The organism is [Muricauda] lutisoli (nom. illeg.) (assembly GCF_017313105.1).
GTDB lineage: Bacteria > Bacteroidota > Bacteroidia > Flavobacteriales > Flavobacteriaceae > Flagellimonas > Flagellimonas lutisoli.
Map to the genome: position 1 here is coordinate 647308 of NZ_JAFLND010000003.1, position 15521 is coordinate 662828.

The following is a 15521-nucleotide window of genomic DNA, read 5'->3' on the forward strand; positions in this document are numbered from 1 at the left end:
ACTAACAGAACACTATAAATAAACAACAACTATGGAGACTATTAATGAATGGAAAAATGTGACACTTGATTCCTTATCCGGAATGGGCAAAGAGATAGCATTGGCTTTTCCTAAAATTTTGGGAGCGATCGTTATTTTGTTTTTGGGTTGGATTATCATCAAAATCGTCCTTTTCCTTTTAAGGAAAATCTTAAAACTCGCTAAAATCGATCTGCTGAACGATAAAATTAACGGTATGGATTTCACAGGCAAAGGCGACCTTGAAATAGACCTCATCAAAATTATATCGGGCTTTGTACGGTGGTTTTTATTCTTGGTTTTTTTGATTGTGGCCGCCGATATTTTGGATTGGAAAATCATATCCAAGGAAATTGGCAACCTCTTACATTACTTACCGCAATTCTTTAGTGCCCTTGCCTTATTGATGCTCGGGTTCTATATCGGGAATTTTGTAAAGAAAACCATAAAGCGATTGTTCGATTCATTGGAATTTGGCGGTTCCAATATTGTAAGCAACCTATTTTTCTACGTGATCGTCATCTTTATGTCCATCACCGCATTGAATCAGGCAGGGGTGGATACCACCATCATCACCAATAACATTACCTTGATTTTGGGCTCTTTCCTTTTGGCTTTCGCCTTGGGGGTTGGCTTGGGCTCCCGCGAGATCGTGGCAGATATCCTAAGGGCATTTTACACCCGGAAAACGTATGTGGTCGGCGACAAAATTGTAATTGGTGGCAATGAAGGAACCATAAAAGCCATTGAGAACAATAGCCTTACTTTGGAAACGCAAGAGGGTAAATTCGTGATTCCGATCAAGGATGTGGTATCACAAAAAGTGCAGATAAAATCAGAATAGGCGTATTGTGAAAAACAAGTGCGGTAACTTCCTTGGAATTTGATTATTTTTGAAGTCTTACAACACGTAAAAAATGAGTTCAAAAAAAGGAAAAGTTCAGGAATTGATCCAAGAAAAACTGTTAGAAGACCGCAAAGTGTTTTTGTGGGGCCAAGTAGATGATGATTCTGCAAAGCACGTAATAGACAGGTTACTGTATTTGGATATGTTGAACAATAAAGAGATTCAATTGATCATCAATAGCCCAGGCGGGTACGTAACCTCTGGTTTTGCCATTTATGATACCATTAAACAGATAAAAAGCCCTGTTTCCACGGTATGTTCCGGTTTGGCGGCCTCTATGGGTTCCATACTTTTATCGGTAGGGGAAAAGGGTAGAAGATTTATTCAGCCACACGCCCGTGTTATGATACACCAACCAAGTGGTGGGGCAAGGGGACAGGCCTCCAATATCGAGATCCAGGCAAGGGAAATCATCAAGACCAAGGAATTGGGCGCTAAAATCCTATCGGAAAATTGTGGACAACCGTATGATAAGGTGATGAAGGATTTTGATCGTGACTACTGGATGAGTGCCGAAGAATCCGTGGAATACGGAATCGTGGATGAAATCCTATAATAAGACAACAACTTCTTAAAAAGTGAAAAGTCCTTCGCAACGTATTGTGAAGGACTTTTTATATATAGACGCCGTAGCGGAATATTGTAATAGATATACGATAATTTGACAGCCATCGGATTTCAACCGATTGTTAAAATCAAAATTGATCGGGCCTTTCAATAATGTTGCGCGCCCTTTCTTGTAACCCGATCAACTCTTCCTTGCTTTTCTTCTCTAATAAGCTCAGCATCATCGACATACGTTGGTTGTTCTTGAAATGTGCTTTCTTTTCCTCTAAAAAGTTCCAGTAAAGGGAATTGAACGGACAGGAGTTTTCTCCAGACTTAACCGTATGGCTGTAGGCACATTCCTTGCAATAATTCCCCATTTTATTGATGTAATTGGCGCTGCTTACATAAGGTTTGGTAGCTACGAGACCGCCATCGGCAAATTGACTCATGCCTCGGGTGTTGGTAATCTCCACCCATTCAATGGCATCAATGTATACCCCCAAATACCAGGCATCTACTTCATTGGGGTCAACTTGCGTGAGCAGTGCATAGTTGCCGATGACCATTAAACGTTGAATGTGGTGGGCATAGGCATCGTCCAGACTTTGGGTGATGGCTTTGTGCAGACAGTTCATTTTCGTTTTCCCCGTCCAAAAGAAATCTGGGAGAGGGTTGTGGTTCTCTAGATTGTTCAATTCAGCGTAGCCCGGCATCTCTTTCCAATATACGCCGCGCATGTATTCACGCCATCCCAATATCTGTCGTATAAATCCTTCCACTTGCGAAATATGGATATCGTCTTTATGTTGGTAATACTGTTCTATAACCGTGTCTATGACTTCTTTTGGCGATAACATTTTACTGTTCATGGCAAAGGACAGACGGGAATGGAACAGATATTTTTCTTGGGTATGCAAAGCATCTTGATAGTCTCCAAAATAGGGCAACAACTTCGAACAGAAAAAATCCAATAACTTTTTGCATTCTTGGTAGGAGGTGGGCCATGGAAAGTTTTTGGCATCAATGTTACCAAAGGTGTTTACTTTGGCACTTTTGATTTCATCCAACAGTTCGGTAACATCTGTGTTGAAGGATAGTTCTTCTGGAATCTCCGGTGAACCGTTCCATTTTTTACGATTGCTCTGGTCAAAATTCCATTTTCCGCCTTCAGGCTGTTCGTTTACCATCAAAATGTTGTGTTTCTTTCGCATCATCCGATAGAAACTTTCCATCAGTAATTGTTTTTTGCCCTTGAAATGATTTTCCAGTTCATTTCTGCTAGTGTAAAAATGTTCCGTATCAAAACCTTCTGAAGCAATGGAAATGGACTCACAGATTTCTTGGAGCTGTTGGTCCAACCTGTATTCGTCCGGCAATTGGTATTCAAACTTTTCAATATTGTGCTCCGAAATGGTTTGATCAATAAGGTCCAGTAGTTTCTGGGGATTGTTTGGATCACCAATCTTAAGGTATATCACGTTGTGCCCTTCGTCTTTCAGCGTATTTGCGAAATTCCGCATGGAACAGAAAAAACCGACCACTTTTTGGATGTGGTGTTTTACATAATCCGTTTCCTGCCGCATTTCGGCCATAAGGTATATATGGTCATCATCTACTTGATGTAACCAGCTATGGGATAAATTGAGCTGATCGCCAAGGATTAGTCTAAGTGTTTTCATCAAATTAGAATAAGGTGGGTTGTAACCAAAGGCTCTGGAATTTTTTGTTTGGATCGTATCGTTCCGCTTGCCTTTCGGTGTTAAAGGTCCTGTTCCGTGGGTCGTTGCCCACGCCACTGTTGTACATCCAGTTGCCCCAATTGCTGTGTACATCATAATCAATGAGCATGGCTTCAAAATAAGAGGCCCCTATGCGCCAATCCTGTTGTAGGTGTTTGGACCAATAACTGGCCACGTTCTGTCGGCCGCGGTTGCTCATCCACCCGGTATTTTTAAGCTCAATCATGTTTGCGTTTACAAAATCATCATCGGTTTTACCATTGATCCAATCGTGTTTGACCGCCTCGTTGGTGTGCCATTTATAATCCTTTTTAAGGATACCATCGATTTTAAAAATTTGGTTGCCATGCCTTAGCGAAACATATTTGAAGTAATCTCGCCAAATCAGTTCAAAAATCAGCCAATAAGTGTCTTGATTTTTCTTGATTTCGTTTTCAAAACGTTTGACCTCCCAATAAATCGTGCGGGCAGAAATACTGCCATTGGCCAACCAAGGGGAGAATTTGGAACTATAATCCGTGCCCACCAGTCCGTTCCTGGTTTTTTTGTAGTAGGCCAGTTTTTTGGTGTCCCAAAAATAATGCTGCAACCGTTTTAGGGCGTTGTTTTCGCCACCCATAAAAGGAAAGGCAGATCTATGGTCCGCCTCAAAGTGGGAAAACCCGAGGTCTTCCAAGCTAGGGAGATGCGGTTGGGATTCCATTCGATTGTCAGATGGGAATACTCTTGGTTTGTCGTAACAAGGTCTTACTTGAACATGCTTCTCGCATTTTTTTCGAAAAACTGTAAATATCTGCGGAATCTGCGCATACGAGTCAAAGGGAATGTCCTCAGGATGAAAAAGGAACTGGTCCATGGTTTTGTGGAACGTCACCGTTTGGTGTATTCGGTTTTCAACATTTTGAATCACCTGATTTTCCTCGGACGTCCACTCATGCTGAAGATAAATATTGTTGACGTTGAAGCGCTGCACCAATTCGGGAATCTTGGCTTCCGGTTTTTCGTGGTAGACAAGTAAGGTAATGTTGATTTTTTCCAGATTCTTCTGAAGTTGAAGCACCGACTCCAATAAAAACTTGGCCCTGAAACGTTCCATTTTTCTAAATCCGAATGAATTGACTTGGAACTGTCGAGGGTCAAAGAAGTAGACAGCAACCAAGCGGTCAGCTTTAGCAGCTTTGTTCAGTGCTTCGTTGTCCTGAATCCTTAGGTTGTTTCCGAACCAAATAAGACTAGTTTCCATCCTTGTTTTTGTTTTTTCTGCACCGTTCACTGCAATAGATGACCTGCTCCCAAACCTTGGCCCATTTTTTTCGCCAAGCAAAGGGTCTTTTGCATACGGGACATATTTTAGTGGGTAAATACGGTTTCTTGTGCGTCAATCCAATTTATTGTTTAATAAAAATAACAAAAAATTAAACAAAATATGGATAAGGTTGAGTGAAACGAAGGAATCCGAACAGTTTAATGCGCAAAATGCTTACTTTTATCGCTTTAATCAGAATTAAGCCCATTGGGCATTTATGGCACAGACTCCAAAAAATATAGCCATCATCGGTTCCGGATTGGTGGGTTCCCTTTTAGCAATATATCTTCGAAGAATTGGACATACGGTCACCGTTTTTGATAGAAGACCGGATATCAGGACCATCAAGTTTTCGGGAAGATCCATCAACTTGGCTATGAGCAACCGAGGATGGCGTTCCTTGGACGAAGTAGGTATTGGTGATAGAATCAAAGACTTGGCAATTCCTTTGGATAAGCGTGCCATGCATGTAAACGATAAACCCGTTTATTTTCAAAAGTATGGAAAGGATGGAGAGGCTATTTGGTCCATATCCCGAGGTATCCTCAATAAGCGGATGATCGATCTTGCAGAAGAGGAAGGAGCTACTTTTCGATTTAATGAAAAGGTCTGGGACGTGAATTTGCCAGAGGCCAAAATCTATACGGGCGAAACGGAAAAAAGTGAGTGGAAGGAGTATCAATATGATTTGATTTTTGGCTGTGATGGTGCTTTCTCGAGGGTCCGCCATAAAATGCAACGTAGGAGCAGGTTTAATTACTCGCAGCACTTTATAGATGTTGGCTATAAGGAACTTACCATACCAGGCAACGAGGATGGAACGCACAAGTTGGACAAAAACTCGTTCCATATTTGGCCGCGTGGAGAGTTTATGCTCATAGCCATGCCCAATATTGATGGTAGTTTTACCTGTACCTTGTTTTTGCCGTTTGAAGGGGAAATTTCCTTTGAGAGCATAACTACTGTCGATGATGCCAAGGCATTTTTCAAAAAATACTTCCCGAACGTTCGCAAGGAAATAGAAGATTTGACCAAAGACTTTTTTACCAATCCTACCAGTGCCATGGTTACCATGAAGTGCTATCCATGGACCTATTGGAACAAAGTGGCCCTTGTGGGGGATTCGGCGCACGCCATTGTCCCTTTTTACGGACAAGGAATGAACGCCGGTTTCGAGGACATCTATGTGCTCAACCAGCTCATGGAAAAGCATGGGGATGATTGGGATACCATTTTTTCCGAATACCAGGAGGAACGGAAACCCAATGCAGATGCCATTGCCGAACTAAGTTACCGGAACTTTGTTGAAATGAGCAGTAAAACTGCCGACCCAAAGTTTTTGTTACAGAAAAAAATTGAAAAGCATTTTGCAGGCAAACACCCAGAAAAATGGGTGCCTGTTTACAGTCGTGTTACTTTTTCGGACAAACCTTATTCGGAGGCATTGGCGATTGGAGATTTGCAGGAAGAAATTATGAAGGAGGTAATGAAAACGCCCAATATTGAAGAAAAATGGGACTCCCAAGAAGTAGAGGATAAAATTCTGGAACTTTTAGGTAAGTAGATGGTCAATTGCCATGTCGGCACAATCAAGATAGCTGTTTTGATAAAACCTACAGCATTAAAAAAGCCACCTTAAAAAGGTGGCTTTTTTAATTTCTTACGTAATGGAAATTAGATTTTGGCAAAAAGTTTTTGCATTCTTTCCTGCTCTTCTTCGGCCAAAAGAGGGTCTACCAAAATTCTTCCACTGTGCTCATCGGTAATGATTTTTTTACGGGATGCAATCTCTACCTGCACCTGTGGTGGAATGGTAAAGAAAGAACCACCAGAAGCTCCACGCTCAACAGGAACCACGGCTAAACCGTTTTTCACGTTGTGACGGATTCTTTTGTATGCCTTGATCAAACGCTCTTCGATTTTGTCTTCGTATTCTTCCGACTTTTTCAAAAGGGCTTTTTCTTCTTTTTCAGTTTCTGCAAGAATGGCATCGAGTTCACCTTTTTTGTGCTTCAAGTGACCTTCACGTTCAGATAATTTCTCTTTGGTTGCGGAAATCACCTCTTTTTTCTGCTCAATCTGCGCTTTGAACTCTTTAATGTTCTTTTCGGCCAATTGAATCTCCAACTCTTGGAACTCCACTTCTTTGCTCAAGGAATTGAACTCTCGGCTGTTCCTTACGTTTTTTTGTTGCTCGCTATATTTTTTGATTAGCGCCTTGGACTCGTCGATAAGATTCTTTTTGGCAGTAATCTCAAAGTTGATGGTCTCAACATCCGTTTTCAATTTGTCCATTCTGGTTTTAAGACCAAGAACTTCGTCTTCCAAGTCTTGTACTTCCAAAGGCAATTCGCCTCTAACATTGCGGATTTCATCCACTCTGGAATCAATAAGCTGTAAATCGTACAGTGCTCTCAACTTTTCTTCCACAGTGCTTTCTTTCTTGTTCGCCATATATTTTATAAATACTTGATGGGATTCGTTATACTCTCCGATAAAGAGACTGCAAAATTAGGAATTTTTTTCGTAAGATAATCAACCAATAAATCTTTTGTAAACTGCTCAGTTTCAAAGTGCCCAATATCTGCAACCACCAATTGATTTTCGGCTTGGTAAAAATCGTGATATTTAAGGTCGGCCGTAACATAAATATCGGCACCCGCTTTCTTTGCGGCGCCAATGGCAAACGCTCCGCTCCCCCCTAATACGGCAACTTTCCTAACTTTATTTCCGAGTAGTTTTGAATGCCTTACTACGGAAGCATTCATCCGTTCTTTGGCCGAAAGCAAAAAATCTTTTTCACTCATTTCGTTTTCAAGAGTGCCTATCATGCCCATCCCCAAGTCTTGATTGGTGTTTTCCAAAGTGAGCACCTCATAGGCTACTTCTTCATAAGGGTGGGCTTCAAAAAGAGTTTTTAGGATTCTTTTTTCTTTTTCAAAGGAATAGATGACGTTGATCTGTGTCTCTTGCTCAAAATGTAGCTCACCAACTTTTCCAATGGATGGATTAGCATCGTTTTCTGCCTTAAAGCTTCCGGTGCCTTCCACGCTATAACTACAATTGCTATACTTGCCGATTTCCCCAGCACCTGCCGAGAAGAGGGCCAGCTTTATCTTTTCCGCATCGGCATTGGGGGCGTAGGTGGTCAATTTTTTGATGCTTTTTGCCCTTGGAATAAGGATTTCTGGGTTTTTGATTCCCAAAACCTCACAAATTTTCGCATTTACCCCCATTTTACTATTGTCCAATGCAGTATGCATGCTGTAAATGGCAATATTGTTGGCTATGGCCTTTAGTACAACGCGCTCTACGTAATTGCTCCCTGTCAACCTTTTCAATCCCTTGAAAATAATGGGGTGAAAGCTTACGATAAGGTTGCTTTTTTTTTCGATGGCTTCGTCCACCACATTTTCCAAAGTGTCGAGGGTCACTAGAACCCCATTAACCTCCATGTTCGGGTCTCCCACTAGGAGGCCTACGTTGTCAAAATCCTCGGCATGGGCCAAAGGAGCCAATTCCTCCAGGGTTTTTGCTATCTCGTTAACGTTCATTTTAAAAATGTTAAGTGGGCTAAAGATAAAATATTATATTTTCGTTCAATGCTTCAATTGCTCCGGAAAATAGCGTTCCCCATTTCTTTGGTCTATGCCTTTGTGGTTTATGTTCGAAACTTCTTGTTCGATATTGGTGTTTTTTCGTCCAAATCGTACAAAACAACTACCATTTGTGTGGGCAACTTGAGTGTTGGGGGCACAGGTAAAACCCCTATGACGGAACATTTGCTTCGGATATTGGAAAACCGAAAAACTGCTGTCCTAAGCAGGGGCTACAAGCGTAAATCCGAGGGTTTTTACTTGGCAGATGCTCAAAGTACGGTTTTGGAATTGGGAGATGAACCTTATCAGATCCATCAAAAATTTCCCAAGGTAACGGTTGCCGTAGACGCTGATCGGTGCAATGGTATCGAAAAACTACAGGATTTGGTCGACCCCGATGTTATTGTTCTCGATGATGCTTTTCAGCATAGAAGGGTAAAGCCGAATTTTTCATTACTGCTCACTACCTACCATAATTTATATATCAATGATTGGTATTTGCCCACCGGAAATCTTCGAGATGCCAAAAAGGAAGCGCATCGCGCCAACTTGATTGTTGTAACCAAATGTCCAGTTGGTATTTCCGAAGAGGAAAAGAAGGTCATTACATCAAAACTTAAACCAAAAAAGCACCAAAAGGTGTTATTTGCCACGCTAACCTATCATGATTTAATATCTGATGGGGGCGAGGAAAAAATACCATTAGCTCAATTAAATGATAAGCAAGTGGCTTTAGTGACGGGAATCGCTTCGCCAGCACCTTTGGTTCGGCATCTGCGTGCGGAAGGAATTCATTTTAAACATTTCCGGTTTGGGGATCACCATCATTTCTCCGACAAGGAAATTGAACTATTCAAGGATTATGAGCTGATATTGACCACCGAAAAGGATTTTGTTCGCTTAAAAGGGAGGGTCGAAAAACTATACTTTTTGGAAATAGCACATAGTTTTTCCAAAGAAGATGAAACGGTGTTAAAAAATGCTATTGAAGCCTTGTTTTAGACGGAACCTTGCATTTTGCTCCTAAAAATATTCTCTCCTATTTTTTGGTAGAACACTTCGGGCTTAAATGGTTTGGTGACCACATCGTTACAGCCTGCTTCGTAGAAACTATCCAAACTGTCATCTAAAGAAATCGCCGTAAGTGCAATTATGGGGATGTTTGTATCAAATTTCCGAATCTGTCGTGTTGCCTCTTCACCGCTGATACCAGGCATGTGAATATCCATTAGAATAGCATCGTAGCTGTTTTTTTGGGCCAAATCAATTGCTTCGTTACCATTGTTGGCAATGTCGCAGGTAATTTCTTTTTTGGTGAGCATTTTTTTGGTGATCACCTGGTTGATTTTGTTGTCCTCGACCACCAGAACATGTAAGCCTTTGAATTGGAATTCCTCTGGATTGAGTTCGAAAACAACTTCTTCACCCTGTTTGCTTTCGTAATCCAAATCCATTTCAAAATAAAAAGAACTTCCATGGCCCAATTCACTCTCCAAGTGAATGGTACTGCCAAACAATCCCAAAAGACTCTTTACAATGGTCAATCCAAGACCTGTTCCTCCATATTCCCGGTTGATTTGGATAGAGCCCTGCTCAAAACTCTCAAAGATATTTTTCTGCTGCTCTTCGGAAATACCGATACCATTGTCCCTTACCTCAAAATATAATTTTACTTGATCTTCATCTTTATTGAGCATTTTGGCAATAACCTCTACCTTACCATTTTTGGTGAATTTAAGGGCGTTACCTACCAAGTTCATGAAAATTTGGGATAGTTTTATCGGGTCTCCCAAGAGCTTTCCTGGTATGGTACGGTCATAATCCAAGATGAGCTCCGTGTTCTTTTCGTTGGCATTCTGTTGAAGGGATTCTACAACATCGGTCAGAACTTTGTGCAGTTTGAATTCTATACTGAGCGGCTCAAGTTTTTCAGCATCAATTTTATTGATTTGCAGGATATCGTTAATGAAATTGAGCAGGTATTCCCCGGAAAATTTTAACGATTTTAAATGTTCCTTTTGGTGTTCGGAGGGGTTTTCTTCCAACAACAAATGCGTAAGCCCTGTTACGGCGTATAAAGGTGTCCGTAACTCGTGCGTAACGGTGGACAGAAAATTTGTTTTGGCCTCCATGGCAGAAACCGCTGCATCCCTCGCCAACTCCAATTCCTTGTTTTTAGTGTAGAGAAGATCATTGGTTTTGAGTTTTATTTGGTTGTTCCTGAACAATGAAACCGCTAACAAGGATATAATGGTCAAAAAGGCGGAGGTTAATATGGCCGTGATTTCTGAACGGTTTTTGGATTCGCTCAACTCCTCGTTTTTAGCTTGGAGTTTGTTCATTTCGTTCATTTGATGGTCAAAACGGGTTTTATCGGCCGTATCCGAATCCAATTGAACTTTTTCTATGTTGAATATGGAATCCTTGATTTGGGCCAAACCTTTTGAATATCTCAGTGCCTCGCGATAATTGCCATCAGCTTCGTATATGGATGATAATTGTTCGAAAGCATTTTTGATTTCTTTGGAGAAACCGTGTTTTTCTGCCAGTTCCAAAGCCGCTTTGGAATGGATGACCCCTTCTTCGAGATCATCTAGGGTGACGCTTATTTTTCCCAATTCCAAGTTCGCTCGGGTGGCCAGGTATGCACGCTCTTCATTATCTGAATTTACAATAAGGGCGTGCAGGTTCTTGATGGCATCATCAAACTTTTCAATATTGGAGTAGATGTTGGCCTCAAGTAAAAGTATATTGTTGGTGAGGTTTCTGTTATTGCTGACTTTCCTGGCTTCTTCCAGTTGTTTCAGTGCTTGAAAATTATTGCCTTCATCAAATCTGAGGGCGGCATCCATATATAATTGAAATGCTTCTCCTAGCGGATAGGGGTTATCTTTCAAATAATAAGAAGCCCTGCTCCAATAAAATTCGGAAGTTTCCCTATCACCCTCTTCCAAGAGCAGTTTTGACATCTGTTGATAAATGTCGATTAAAAGATTGGTGTCTTCATTCCTCTCGGCAATATTGGCCGCCTTGTTCAAAGTTTCTAAGGCTTTGTTTACTTTATTCTCATGTCGATATTGTATAAACTCATTTAATATGTCGTTTACATTCGATATGGAATTTTCTTCGCTTTGGGCAAAAGAGAGTTGTGTACATAGTATTGTGCACAGGAGAAATGGCAAATTTTTGCCCAGACTTTTATTGACGAAGTTGAAGATCAAACGTAGTTTTTCTTTATCAGCAAAGCTATTAAATCAATAATTCTGGAACAATATCCAGTTTCGTTATCATACCATCCGATGATTTTCACCATTTTACCGATAACGGAGGTCATCAAAGAATCAAACGTACAAGAGAACGAACTATTGTTTATATCGATAGAAACAATAGGGTCTTCAGTATAATTTAAAATACCTTTTAAGTTGTTTTCCGCTTGCTTTTTAAAGGTAGCATTTATTTCTTCAATCGAGGTTTCTTTGATTACATTGAATGTGATATCCGTAAGTGAGCCGTTTGGAACTGGAACCCTGATACCACAACCTCCTATTACTTCCGACAATTCAGGAAAAATACTGGTCAGTGCCTTTGCGGCTCCCGTTGTTGTAGGGATTATGGATTGTCCGGCGGCCCTTGATCTGCGCAAATCCCGATGCGGGCTATCATGTAAGCTTTGATCAGAGGTATACGAGTGTACCGTAGTAATATACGCTTGTTCAATACCGCACAACTCATTGACGACCTTGATCATTGGAGCAGCATTGTTGGTTGTGCAGGATGCATTGGAAATTATTTGATCTTCACCGTTTATGATATCCTCATTGACCCCAAGGACCACCATTTTGATGGAGTCGTCCAATGGTGGGACGGAAAGAATCACCTTTTTTGCCCCATTTTTTATATGGAATTCCAAATCTTGGCGGGTCTTGAATTTTCCTGTGGATTCCACAACAATATCTACCCCGAGCGATTTCCAATCTATTTCTTTGGGGTGATGGTGGTTGAGCACTGGAATTTCCTTGCCATCTACCAAGATGCCGTTGTCCTTGTGCGCGATTTCTTTATTTAATACCCCGTGTATGCTATCATATTTGAGGAGATGGGCCAAGGTTTCGGCATTGGCCAAATCGTTTATCGCCGCGACCTTAATGTTCGGATGGTTCAGCAAAAGCCTGAAAAGGGTTCTGCCAATACGGCCAAAGCCATTTATTCCAATGGTTATACTTTTCATGATTGGGGAGGGCGCGCGATTGAGCTAGTGTATGTGTTTGTGAGCTTTGTACGATGATCGAACCAAGGCTCCACTTTCCACATGCCTAAAGCCCATTTCCAACCCTATTTCTTCATATTTTTTGAACTGCTCCGGTAAAATAAATTGTTTTACGGGCAAATGTTTTTTGGATGGTTGTAGGTATTGTCCAATGGTGATTACATCAACATCAACTTTTCTGAGGTCTTCCATTGTGGTGATGACCTCGTTTTCTTCTTCACCAAGGCCGAGCATGATACCTGATTTGGTTCTATTTGCTCCATTTTTCTTCAAATAGTCCAGCACTTCAAGGCTTCTTTCGTATTTGGCCTGGATTCTAACTTCTCGAGTCAGTCTTTTAACGGTTTCCATGTTGTGGGAAATCACTTCCGGAGCTACTTTTATTATTCTATCCAAGTGTGTGGATATTCCTTGGAAGTCAGGGATAAGGGTTTCCATGGTGGTCTCCGGATTCATTCTTCGGACTGCTTTAACCGTTTCTGCCCAAATGATGGAGCCCATATCCTTAAGGTCGTCCCTATCTACCGATGTGAGCACGGCATGTTTTATGTTCATGATTTTTATGGAGCGGGCCACTTTTTCTGGCTCTGCCCAGTCCACGGTTTCAGGTCGACCTGTCCTAACACCGCAAAATCCACAAGAGCGGGTACAGATGTTGCCTAAAATCATAAAAGTAGCCGTACCTTCTCCCCAGCATTCACCCATGTTCGGGCAACTCCCGGAGGTACAAATGGTATTAAGGTCATATTTGTCCACGAGTCCTCTAAGCTGGGTGTATTTTTTGCCCGTTGGGAGCTTGACCCTTAGCCATTTTGGTTTCCCTTTAGGTGGAAGAACATTTTCTGCTACGCTTGTGCTCATACAACTAATTTAGATTTACAAAGATACGAAACTGTGAAAGAAACTTAATGCCTCGAAAGGGGTCACTTTTTTTTGATGATTTCCGCCAATAGCTTTTTGGCACGGAGCAGTTTTACTTTGATATTGTTAACGGGCTCGTTGAGTTCTTTGGCGATATCGGCATAGCTCATTTCCTGAAAATACCGAAGGTTGATGACCTTTTGGTAGTGCGGCTTCAATTTTTTGATGTCCTGCAGCAGGTGTGCAAGGTTTTGCTCTGTGATCAGACGGTCTTCCACTGTGGGAGTTTCGTCCAATACTCTTTTTACCTCGTCGCCACGGGATTCCATTTCGTTCATTAGACTTCTCTTTCTTTTTCGCAAAAGGTCTACATGAAGATTTTTGGATATGGTAATGAGCCAAGTCTTGAACTCGTAATTTTCGTCGTAAGTGTCAATTTTACCGAACGCCCTGGAAAAGGTTCTTATGGTGATATCCTCCGCGTCGTTCTCATTTTTTGTACGAAGTAATTGAAAACCGTAAACATCGTTCCAAAAAGTGTCAAGAAGCGTGCTAAAGGCAATTTGGTTTCCTTCTTTTGCCTTTTGTATAATCTCCTTGATGGAATCGTCGGTTTTTTCCAAAAAATGAGTCTTACCTGAAAAATTACGAATTATTGGGTGTTGGTAACGGTGTCTTTTTTACAATCTTGTTCTTCGGGAAGTTTACCACAAAAACCACAAGCTTCGCCATCCTTGTTTAAAAAGGGGCTTTGACTTGCGCATGTTCCAGCAAACTCACCGTTCTTTTTTCCCCAGATTTTGATGGCGATTCCTGCAAAAGCAAGTGCCAACAATCCAATGGTAACTAATGCTAACTTCATATTTCAACTTTTACGCAAAGGTACAAAATACCTTGCTAAAGGGTAGCCCGTTTAAGGTTTCTTTAAATTGAACCTTAATATTTGATGTTGGCAACGATGTTGTCCACCGAAGGGGTGTTGTTTCCACCTTCTGGTTCTATGGTAATGTAACCTACGGCATTATCGGCGTAGGGAAGGGCAAGGAGCTTATCTTTTTCATCAAAATTTTTGATGACCCCTAAGTTGACCAATTCACCGTTGACTTCGGCCCACATCTGGAAACATTTGTTCTCTGGAAGTTCCGGAACATTGCTCACGTTGATGTACGATAGTTTTTTTACGGGGTTGATGTATGCAATGGCCTTGAGTTCTTTGGCCTCACGTTCACCCTTAACTTGATACTTTTTGGTGGCGGGATTGTTGAGAACGATAAATTGGTTTCTCATGTCGGCCAACTGGTCCTTCATGTTGTTTTCCAAATACTTGATTTGGTTTGTGACCATGGTATTTTCTTCTTGTAAATTCTTGTTCTGGTTCCAGAAGAAAAGGGAGGAACCGGCGAAGATCATAATGGCGATACTTGCTGCGACAGCATAGCGCATGAATCTTTTGCTCACCACACTTTCTTTCTTGGCACTGGCAAGAATTACTTCTTTTAGACCTTCAGGGGTCTTTTTGGCATACAAGTTGGCAAAGGTCTCCAAGTTTTTTTGAAGCGTATCGTATGTTTCCCTTACCTCAGGATACATGGCAATATACCTCTCGGCCTTTTGAGACTCTTCTTTTGTAGTATCTCCCAAAAGATACTTTTCCAAGATGTCGGATTCTAAAAATATTTTAACTTTCTCTTTCATGATAATAGGTTTAATAACAGAAGCAAAGACATAGTTGTACCGTAAATCTTTCCAAGCTCCCTAAGTCCGATTTTTAATCTGGACTTTATGGTTCCCAAGGGAATATCCAATTCATCACTTGCCTCCTGCTGCGTCATTCCCTCAAAAAACAGGGCTTCAAGAACAATCCTATACTTATCTTCGATTTTGTCCAAGTTATCTTGGATGTCCAGATGTTCGGGATTTATACTCTTTACTCCAACATTATATACGTCCGAAACGTCGATTTGGATCTCTTTGTCCGATTTATTGGTGACACTTCTTAACTTATCTATGGCTGTATTTCGGGTAATTCGGAACAACCAAGTAAAAAGTTTGGCCTTTGAAGGGTCGTAAGTATCTGCTTTTTTCCAGATTTTGATAAAACTTTCCTGAAGTACATCTTGGGCCAAATCTTCGTCTTTAACCACTTTATAGGCAACCCCAAAGAGCGTGTCTCCATAGTTTTCGTAGAGAAGGGAAATGGCCTTATCGTCCTTTTCGGCTAGGAGTGAAACAATATGTCTCTCGATCAATGTGCTCATTTATGGTGCTTTTGGTA

Annotated in this window: 16 protein-coding genes; 4 read left to right on the plus strand and 12 right to left on the minus strand. The window is 41.2% G+C overall.

From position 1 onward, the window contains the following. The first annotated feature begins 31 nt into the window (after window positions 1-31). Both J0X13_RS13840 and J0X13_RS13845 read left to right on the plus strand, forming a co-directional pair. Window positions 32-862 (plus strand): mechanosensitive ion channel family protein, encoded by an 831-nt coding sequence (locus tag J0X13_RS13840; protein ID WP_207071974.1) that lies wholly within the window; start codon window positions 32-34, stop codon window positions 860-862. Window positions 863-935: 73 nt separating this feature from the next. Further along, the gene (locus J0X13_RS13845) at window positions 936-1481 is read left to right on the plus strand and encodes a ClpP family protease (protein ID WP_207071975.1); all 546 of its coding nucleotides are present in this window, start codon (window positions 936-938) and stop codon (window positions 1479-1481) included. A 139-nt stretch (window positions 1482-1620) separates the two neighbouring features. Here the strand turns inward: J0X13_RS13845 and J0X13_RS13850 are convergent, their stop codons facing one another. The 3 genes from J0X13_RS13850 to J0X13_RS13860 are packed head-to-tail and all read right to left on the minus strand — an operon-like array spanning window position 1621 to window position 4595. Next, complete coding sequence (locus tag J0X13_RS13850) at window positions 1621-3153, minus strand: cryptochrome/photolyase family protein (RefSeq protein WP_207071976.1); 1533 nt, start codon at window positions 3151-3153, stop codon at window positions 1621-1623. Window positions 3154-3157: 4 nt separating this feature from the next. Continuing rightward, window positions 3158-4456 (minus strand): DASH family cryptochrome, encoded by a 1299-nt coding sequence (locus J0X13_RS13855; RefSeq protein WP_207071977.1) that lies wholly within the window; start codon window positions 4454-4456, stop codon window positions 3158-3160. Beyond that, on the minus strand, window positions 4446-4595 hold the full coding sequence (locus J0X13_RS13860) for a DUF2256 domain-containing protein (RefSeq protein WP_207071978.1): 150 nt from the start codon (window positions 4593-4595) through the stop codon (window positions 4446-4448). Before J0X13_RS13860 ends, J0X13_RS13855 begins: the two co-directional genes overlap by 11 nt. A gap of 141 nt (window positions 4596-4736) precedes the next feature. On the opposite strand from J0X13_RS13860, the gene J0X13_RS13865 reads away from it, so the two are divergent. After that, window positions 4737-6083: an FAD-dependent oxidoreductase gene (locus J0X13_RS13865; protein WP_207071979.1), complete on the plus strand. Its 1347-nt coding sequence runs from the start codon at window positions 4737-4739 to the stop codon at window positions 6081-6083. 110 nt (window positions 6084-6193) lie between these two features. Here the strand turns inward: J0X13_RS13865 and J0X13_RS13870 are convergent, their stop codons facing one another. Together J0X13_RS13870 and J0X13_RS13875 are read right to left on the minus strand one after the other, a co-directional pair. After that, the gene (locus J0X13_RS13870) at window positions 6194-6973 is read right to left on the minus strand and encodes a zinc ribbon domain-containing protein (RefSeq protein WP_207071980.1); all 780 of its coding nucleotides are present in this window, start codon (window positions 6971-6973) and stop codon (window positions 6194-6196) included. A gap of 5 nt (window positions 6974-6978) precedes the next feature. Then, window positions 6979-8073, minus strand: a complete 1095-nt coding sequence (locus J0X13_RS13875; protein ID WP_207071981.1) for a Nif3-like dinuclear metal center hexameric protein — start codon at window positions 8071-8073, stop codon at window positions 6979-6981. A gap of 48 nt (window positions 8074-8121) precedes the next feature. On the opposite strand from J0X13_RS13875, the gene lpxK reads away from it, so the two are divergent. Further along, on the plus strand, window positions 8122-9120 hold the full coding sequence (gene lpxK, locus J0X13_RS13880; RefSeq protein ID WP_207071982.1) for a tetraacyldisaccharide 4'-kinase: 999 nt from the start codon (window positions 8122-8124) through the stop codon (window positions 9118-9120). Here the strand turns inward: lpxK and J0X13_RS13885 are convergent. The 7 genes from J0X13_RS13885 to J0X13_RS13915 all read right to left on the minus strand — a co-directional run bounded on the left by J0X13_RS13885 (window position 9117) and on the right by J0X13_RS13915 (window position 15504). Next, window positions 9117-11339 carry a tetratricopeptide repeat-containing hybrid sensor histidine kinase/response regulator gene (locus tag J0X13_RS13885; protein WP_207071983.1) on the minus strand — a complete coding sequence of 741 codons (2223 nt, stop codon included), beginning with the start codon at window positions 11337-11339 and terminating at the stop codon, window positions 9117-9119. The genes lpxK and J0X13_RS13885 overlap by 4 nt on opposite strands. Then, entirely contained in the window at window positions 11336-12346 is a 1011-nt protein-coding gene (gene gap / locus J0X13_RS13890) for a type I glyceraldehyde-3-phosphate dehydrogenase (RefSeq protein WP_207071984.1), read from the minus strand. The genes J0X13_RS13885 and gap overlap by 4 nt, the downstream gene beginning before the upstream one ends. 24 nt (window positions 12347-12370) lie before the next feature. Then, entirely contained in the window at window positions 12371-13246 is an 876-nt protein-coding gene (gene lipA, locus J0X13_RS13895) for a lipoyl synthase (RefSeq protein ID WP_207071985.1), read from the minus strand. Window positions 13247-13308: 62 nt separating this feature from the next. After that, the gene (locus J0X13_RS13900; RefSeq protein ID WP_207071986.1) at window positions 13309-13869 is read right to left on the minus strand and encodes an RNA polymerase sigma factor; all 561 of its coding nucleotides are present in this window, start codon (window positions 13867-13869) and stop codon (window positions 13309-13311) included. 29 nt (window positions 13870-13898) lie between these two features. Continuing rightward, complete coding sequence (locus J0X13_RS13905) at window positions 13899-14108, minus strand: membrane or secreted protein (RefSeq protein ID WP_207071987.1); 210 nt, start codon at window positions 14106-14108, stop codon at window positions 13899-13901. Between the two features lie 74 nt (window positions 14109-14182). After that, window positions 14183-14941, minus strand: a complete 759-nt coding sequence (locus tag J0X13_RS13910; protein ID WP_207071988.1) for an anti-sigma factor — start codon at window positions 14939-14941, stop codon at window positions 14183-14185. Beyond that, window positions 14938-15504 (minus strand): RNA polymerase sigma factor, encoded by a 567-nt coding sequence (locus tag J0X13_RS13915; protein ID WP_207029788.1) that lies wholly within the window; start codon window positions 15502-15504, stop codon window positions 14938-14940. The genes J0X13_RS13910 and J0X13_RS13915 overlap by 4 nt, the downstream gene beginning before the upstream one ends. Window positions 15505-15521 lie beyond the last annotated feature (17 nt).

Excerpts from the sequence above, each read along its gene's own strand:
- J0X13_RS13840 (WP_207071974.1), top strand. The coding sequence starts at position 32 with ATGGAGACTATTAATGAATGGAAAAATGTGACACTTGATTCCTTATCC.
- J0X13_RS13845 (WP_207071975.1), top strand. The coding sequence starts at position 936 with ATGAGTTCAAAAAAAGGAAAAGTTCAGGAATTGATCCAAGAAAAACTG.
- J0X13_RS13850 (WP_207071976.1), bottom strand. The coding sequence starts at position 3,153 with ATGAAAACACTTAGACTAATCCTTGGCGATCAGCTCAATTTATCCCAT.
- J0X13_RS13855 (WP_207071977.1), bottom strand. The coding sequence starts at position 4,456 with ATGGAAACTAGTCTTATTTGGTTCGGAAACAACCTAAGGATTCAGGAC.
- J0X13_RS13865 (WP_207071979.1), top strand. The coding sequence starts at position 4,737 with ATGGCACAGACTCCAAAAAATATAGCCATCATCGGTTCCGGATTGGTG.
- J0X13_RS13870 (WP_207071980.1), bottom strand. The coding sequence starts at position 6,973 with ATGGCGAACAAGAAAGAAAGCACTGTGGAAGAAAAGTTGAGAGCACTG.
- J0X13_RS13875 (WP_207071981.1), bottom strand. The coding sequence starts at position 8,073 with ATGAACGTTAACGAGATAGCAAAAACCCTGGAGGAATTGGCTCCTTTG.
- lpxK (WP_207071982.1), top strand. The coding sequence starts at position 8,122 with ATGCTTCAATTGCTCCGGAAAATAGCGTTCCCCATTTCTTTGGTCTAT.
- gap (WP_207071984.1), bottom strand. The coding sequence starts at position 12,346 with ATGAAAAGTATAACCATTGGAATAAATGGCTTTGGCCGTATTGGCAGA.
- lipA (WP_207071985.1), bottom strand. The coding sequence starts at position 13,246 with ATGAGCACAAGCGTAGCAGAAAATGTTCTTCCACCTAAAGGGAAACCA.
- J0X13_RS13905 (WP_207071987.1), bottom strand. The coding sequence starts at position 14,108 with ATGAAGTTAGCATTAGTTACCATTGGATTGTTGGCACTTGCTTTTGCA.
- J0X13_RS13910 (WP_207071988.1), bottom strand. The coding sequence starts at position 14,941 with ATGAAAGAGAAAGTTAAAATATTTTTAGAATCCGACATCTTGGAAAAG.
- J0X13_RS13915 (WP_207029788.1), bottom strand. The coding sequence starts at position 15,504 with ATGAGCACATTGATCGAGAGACATATTGTTTCACTCCTAGCCGAAAAG.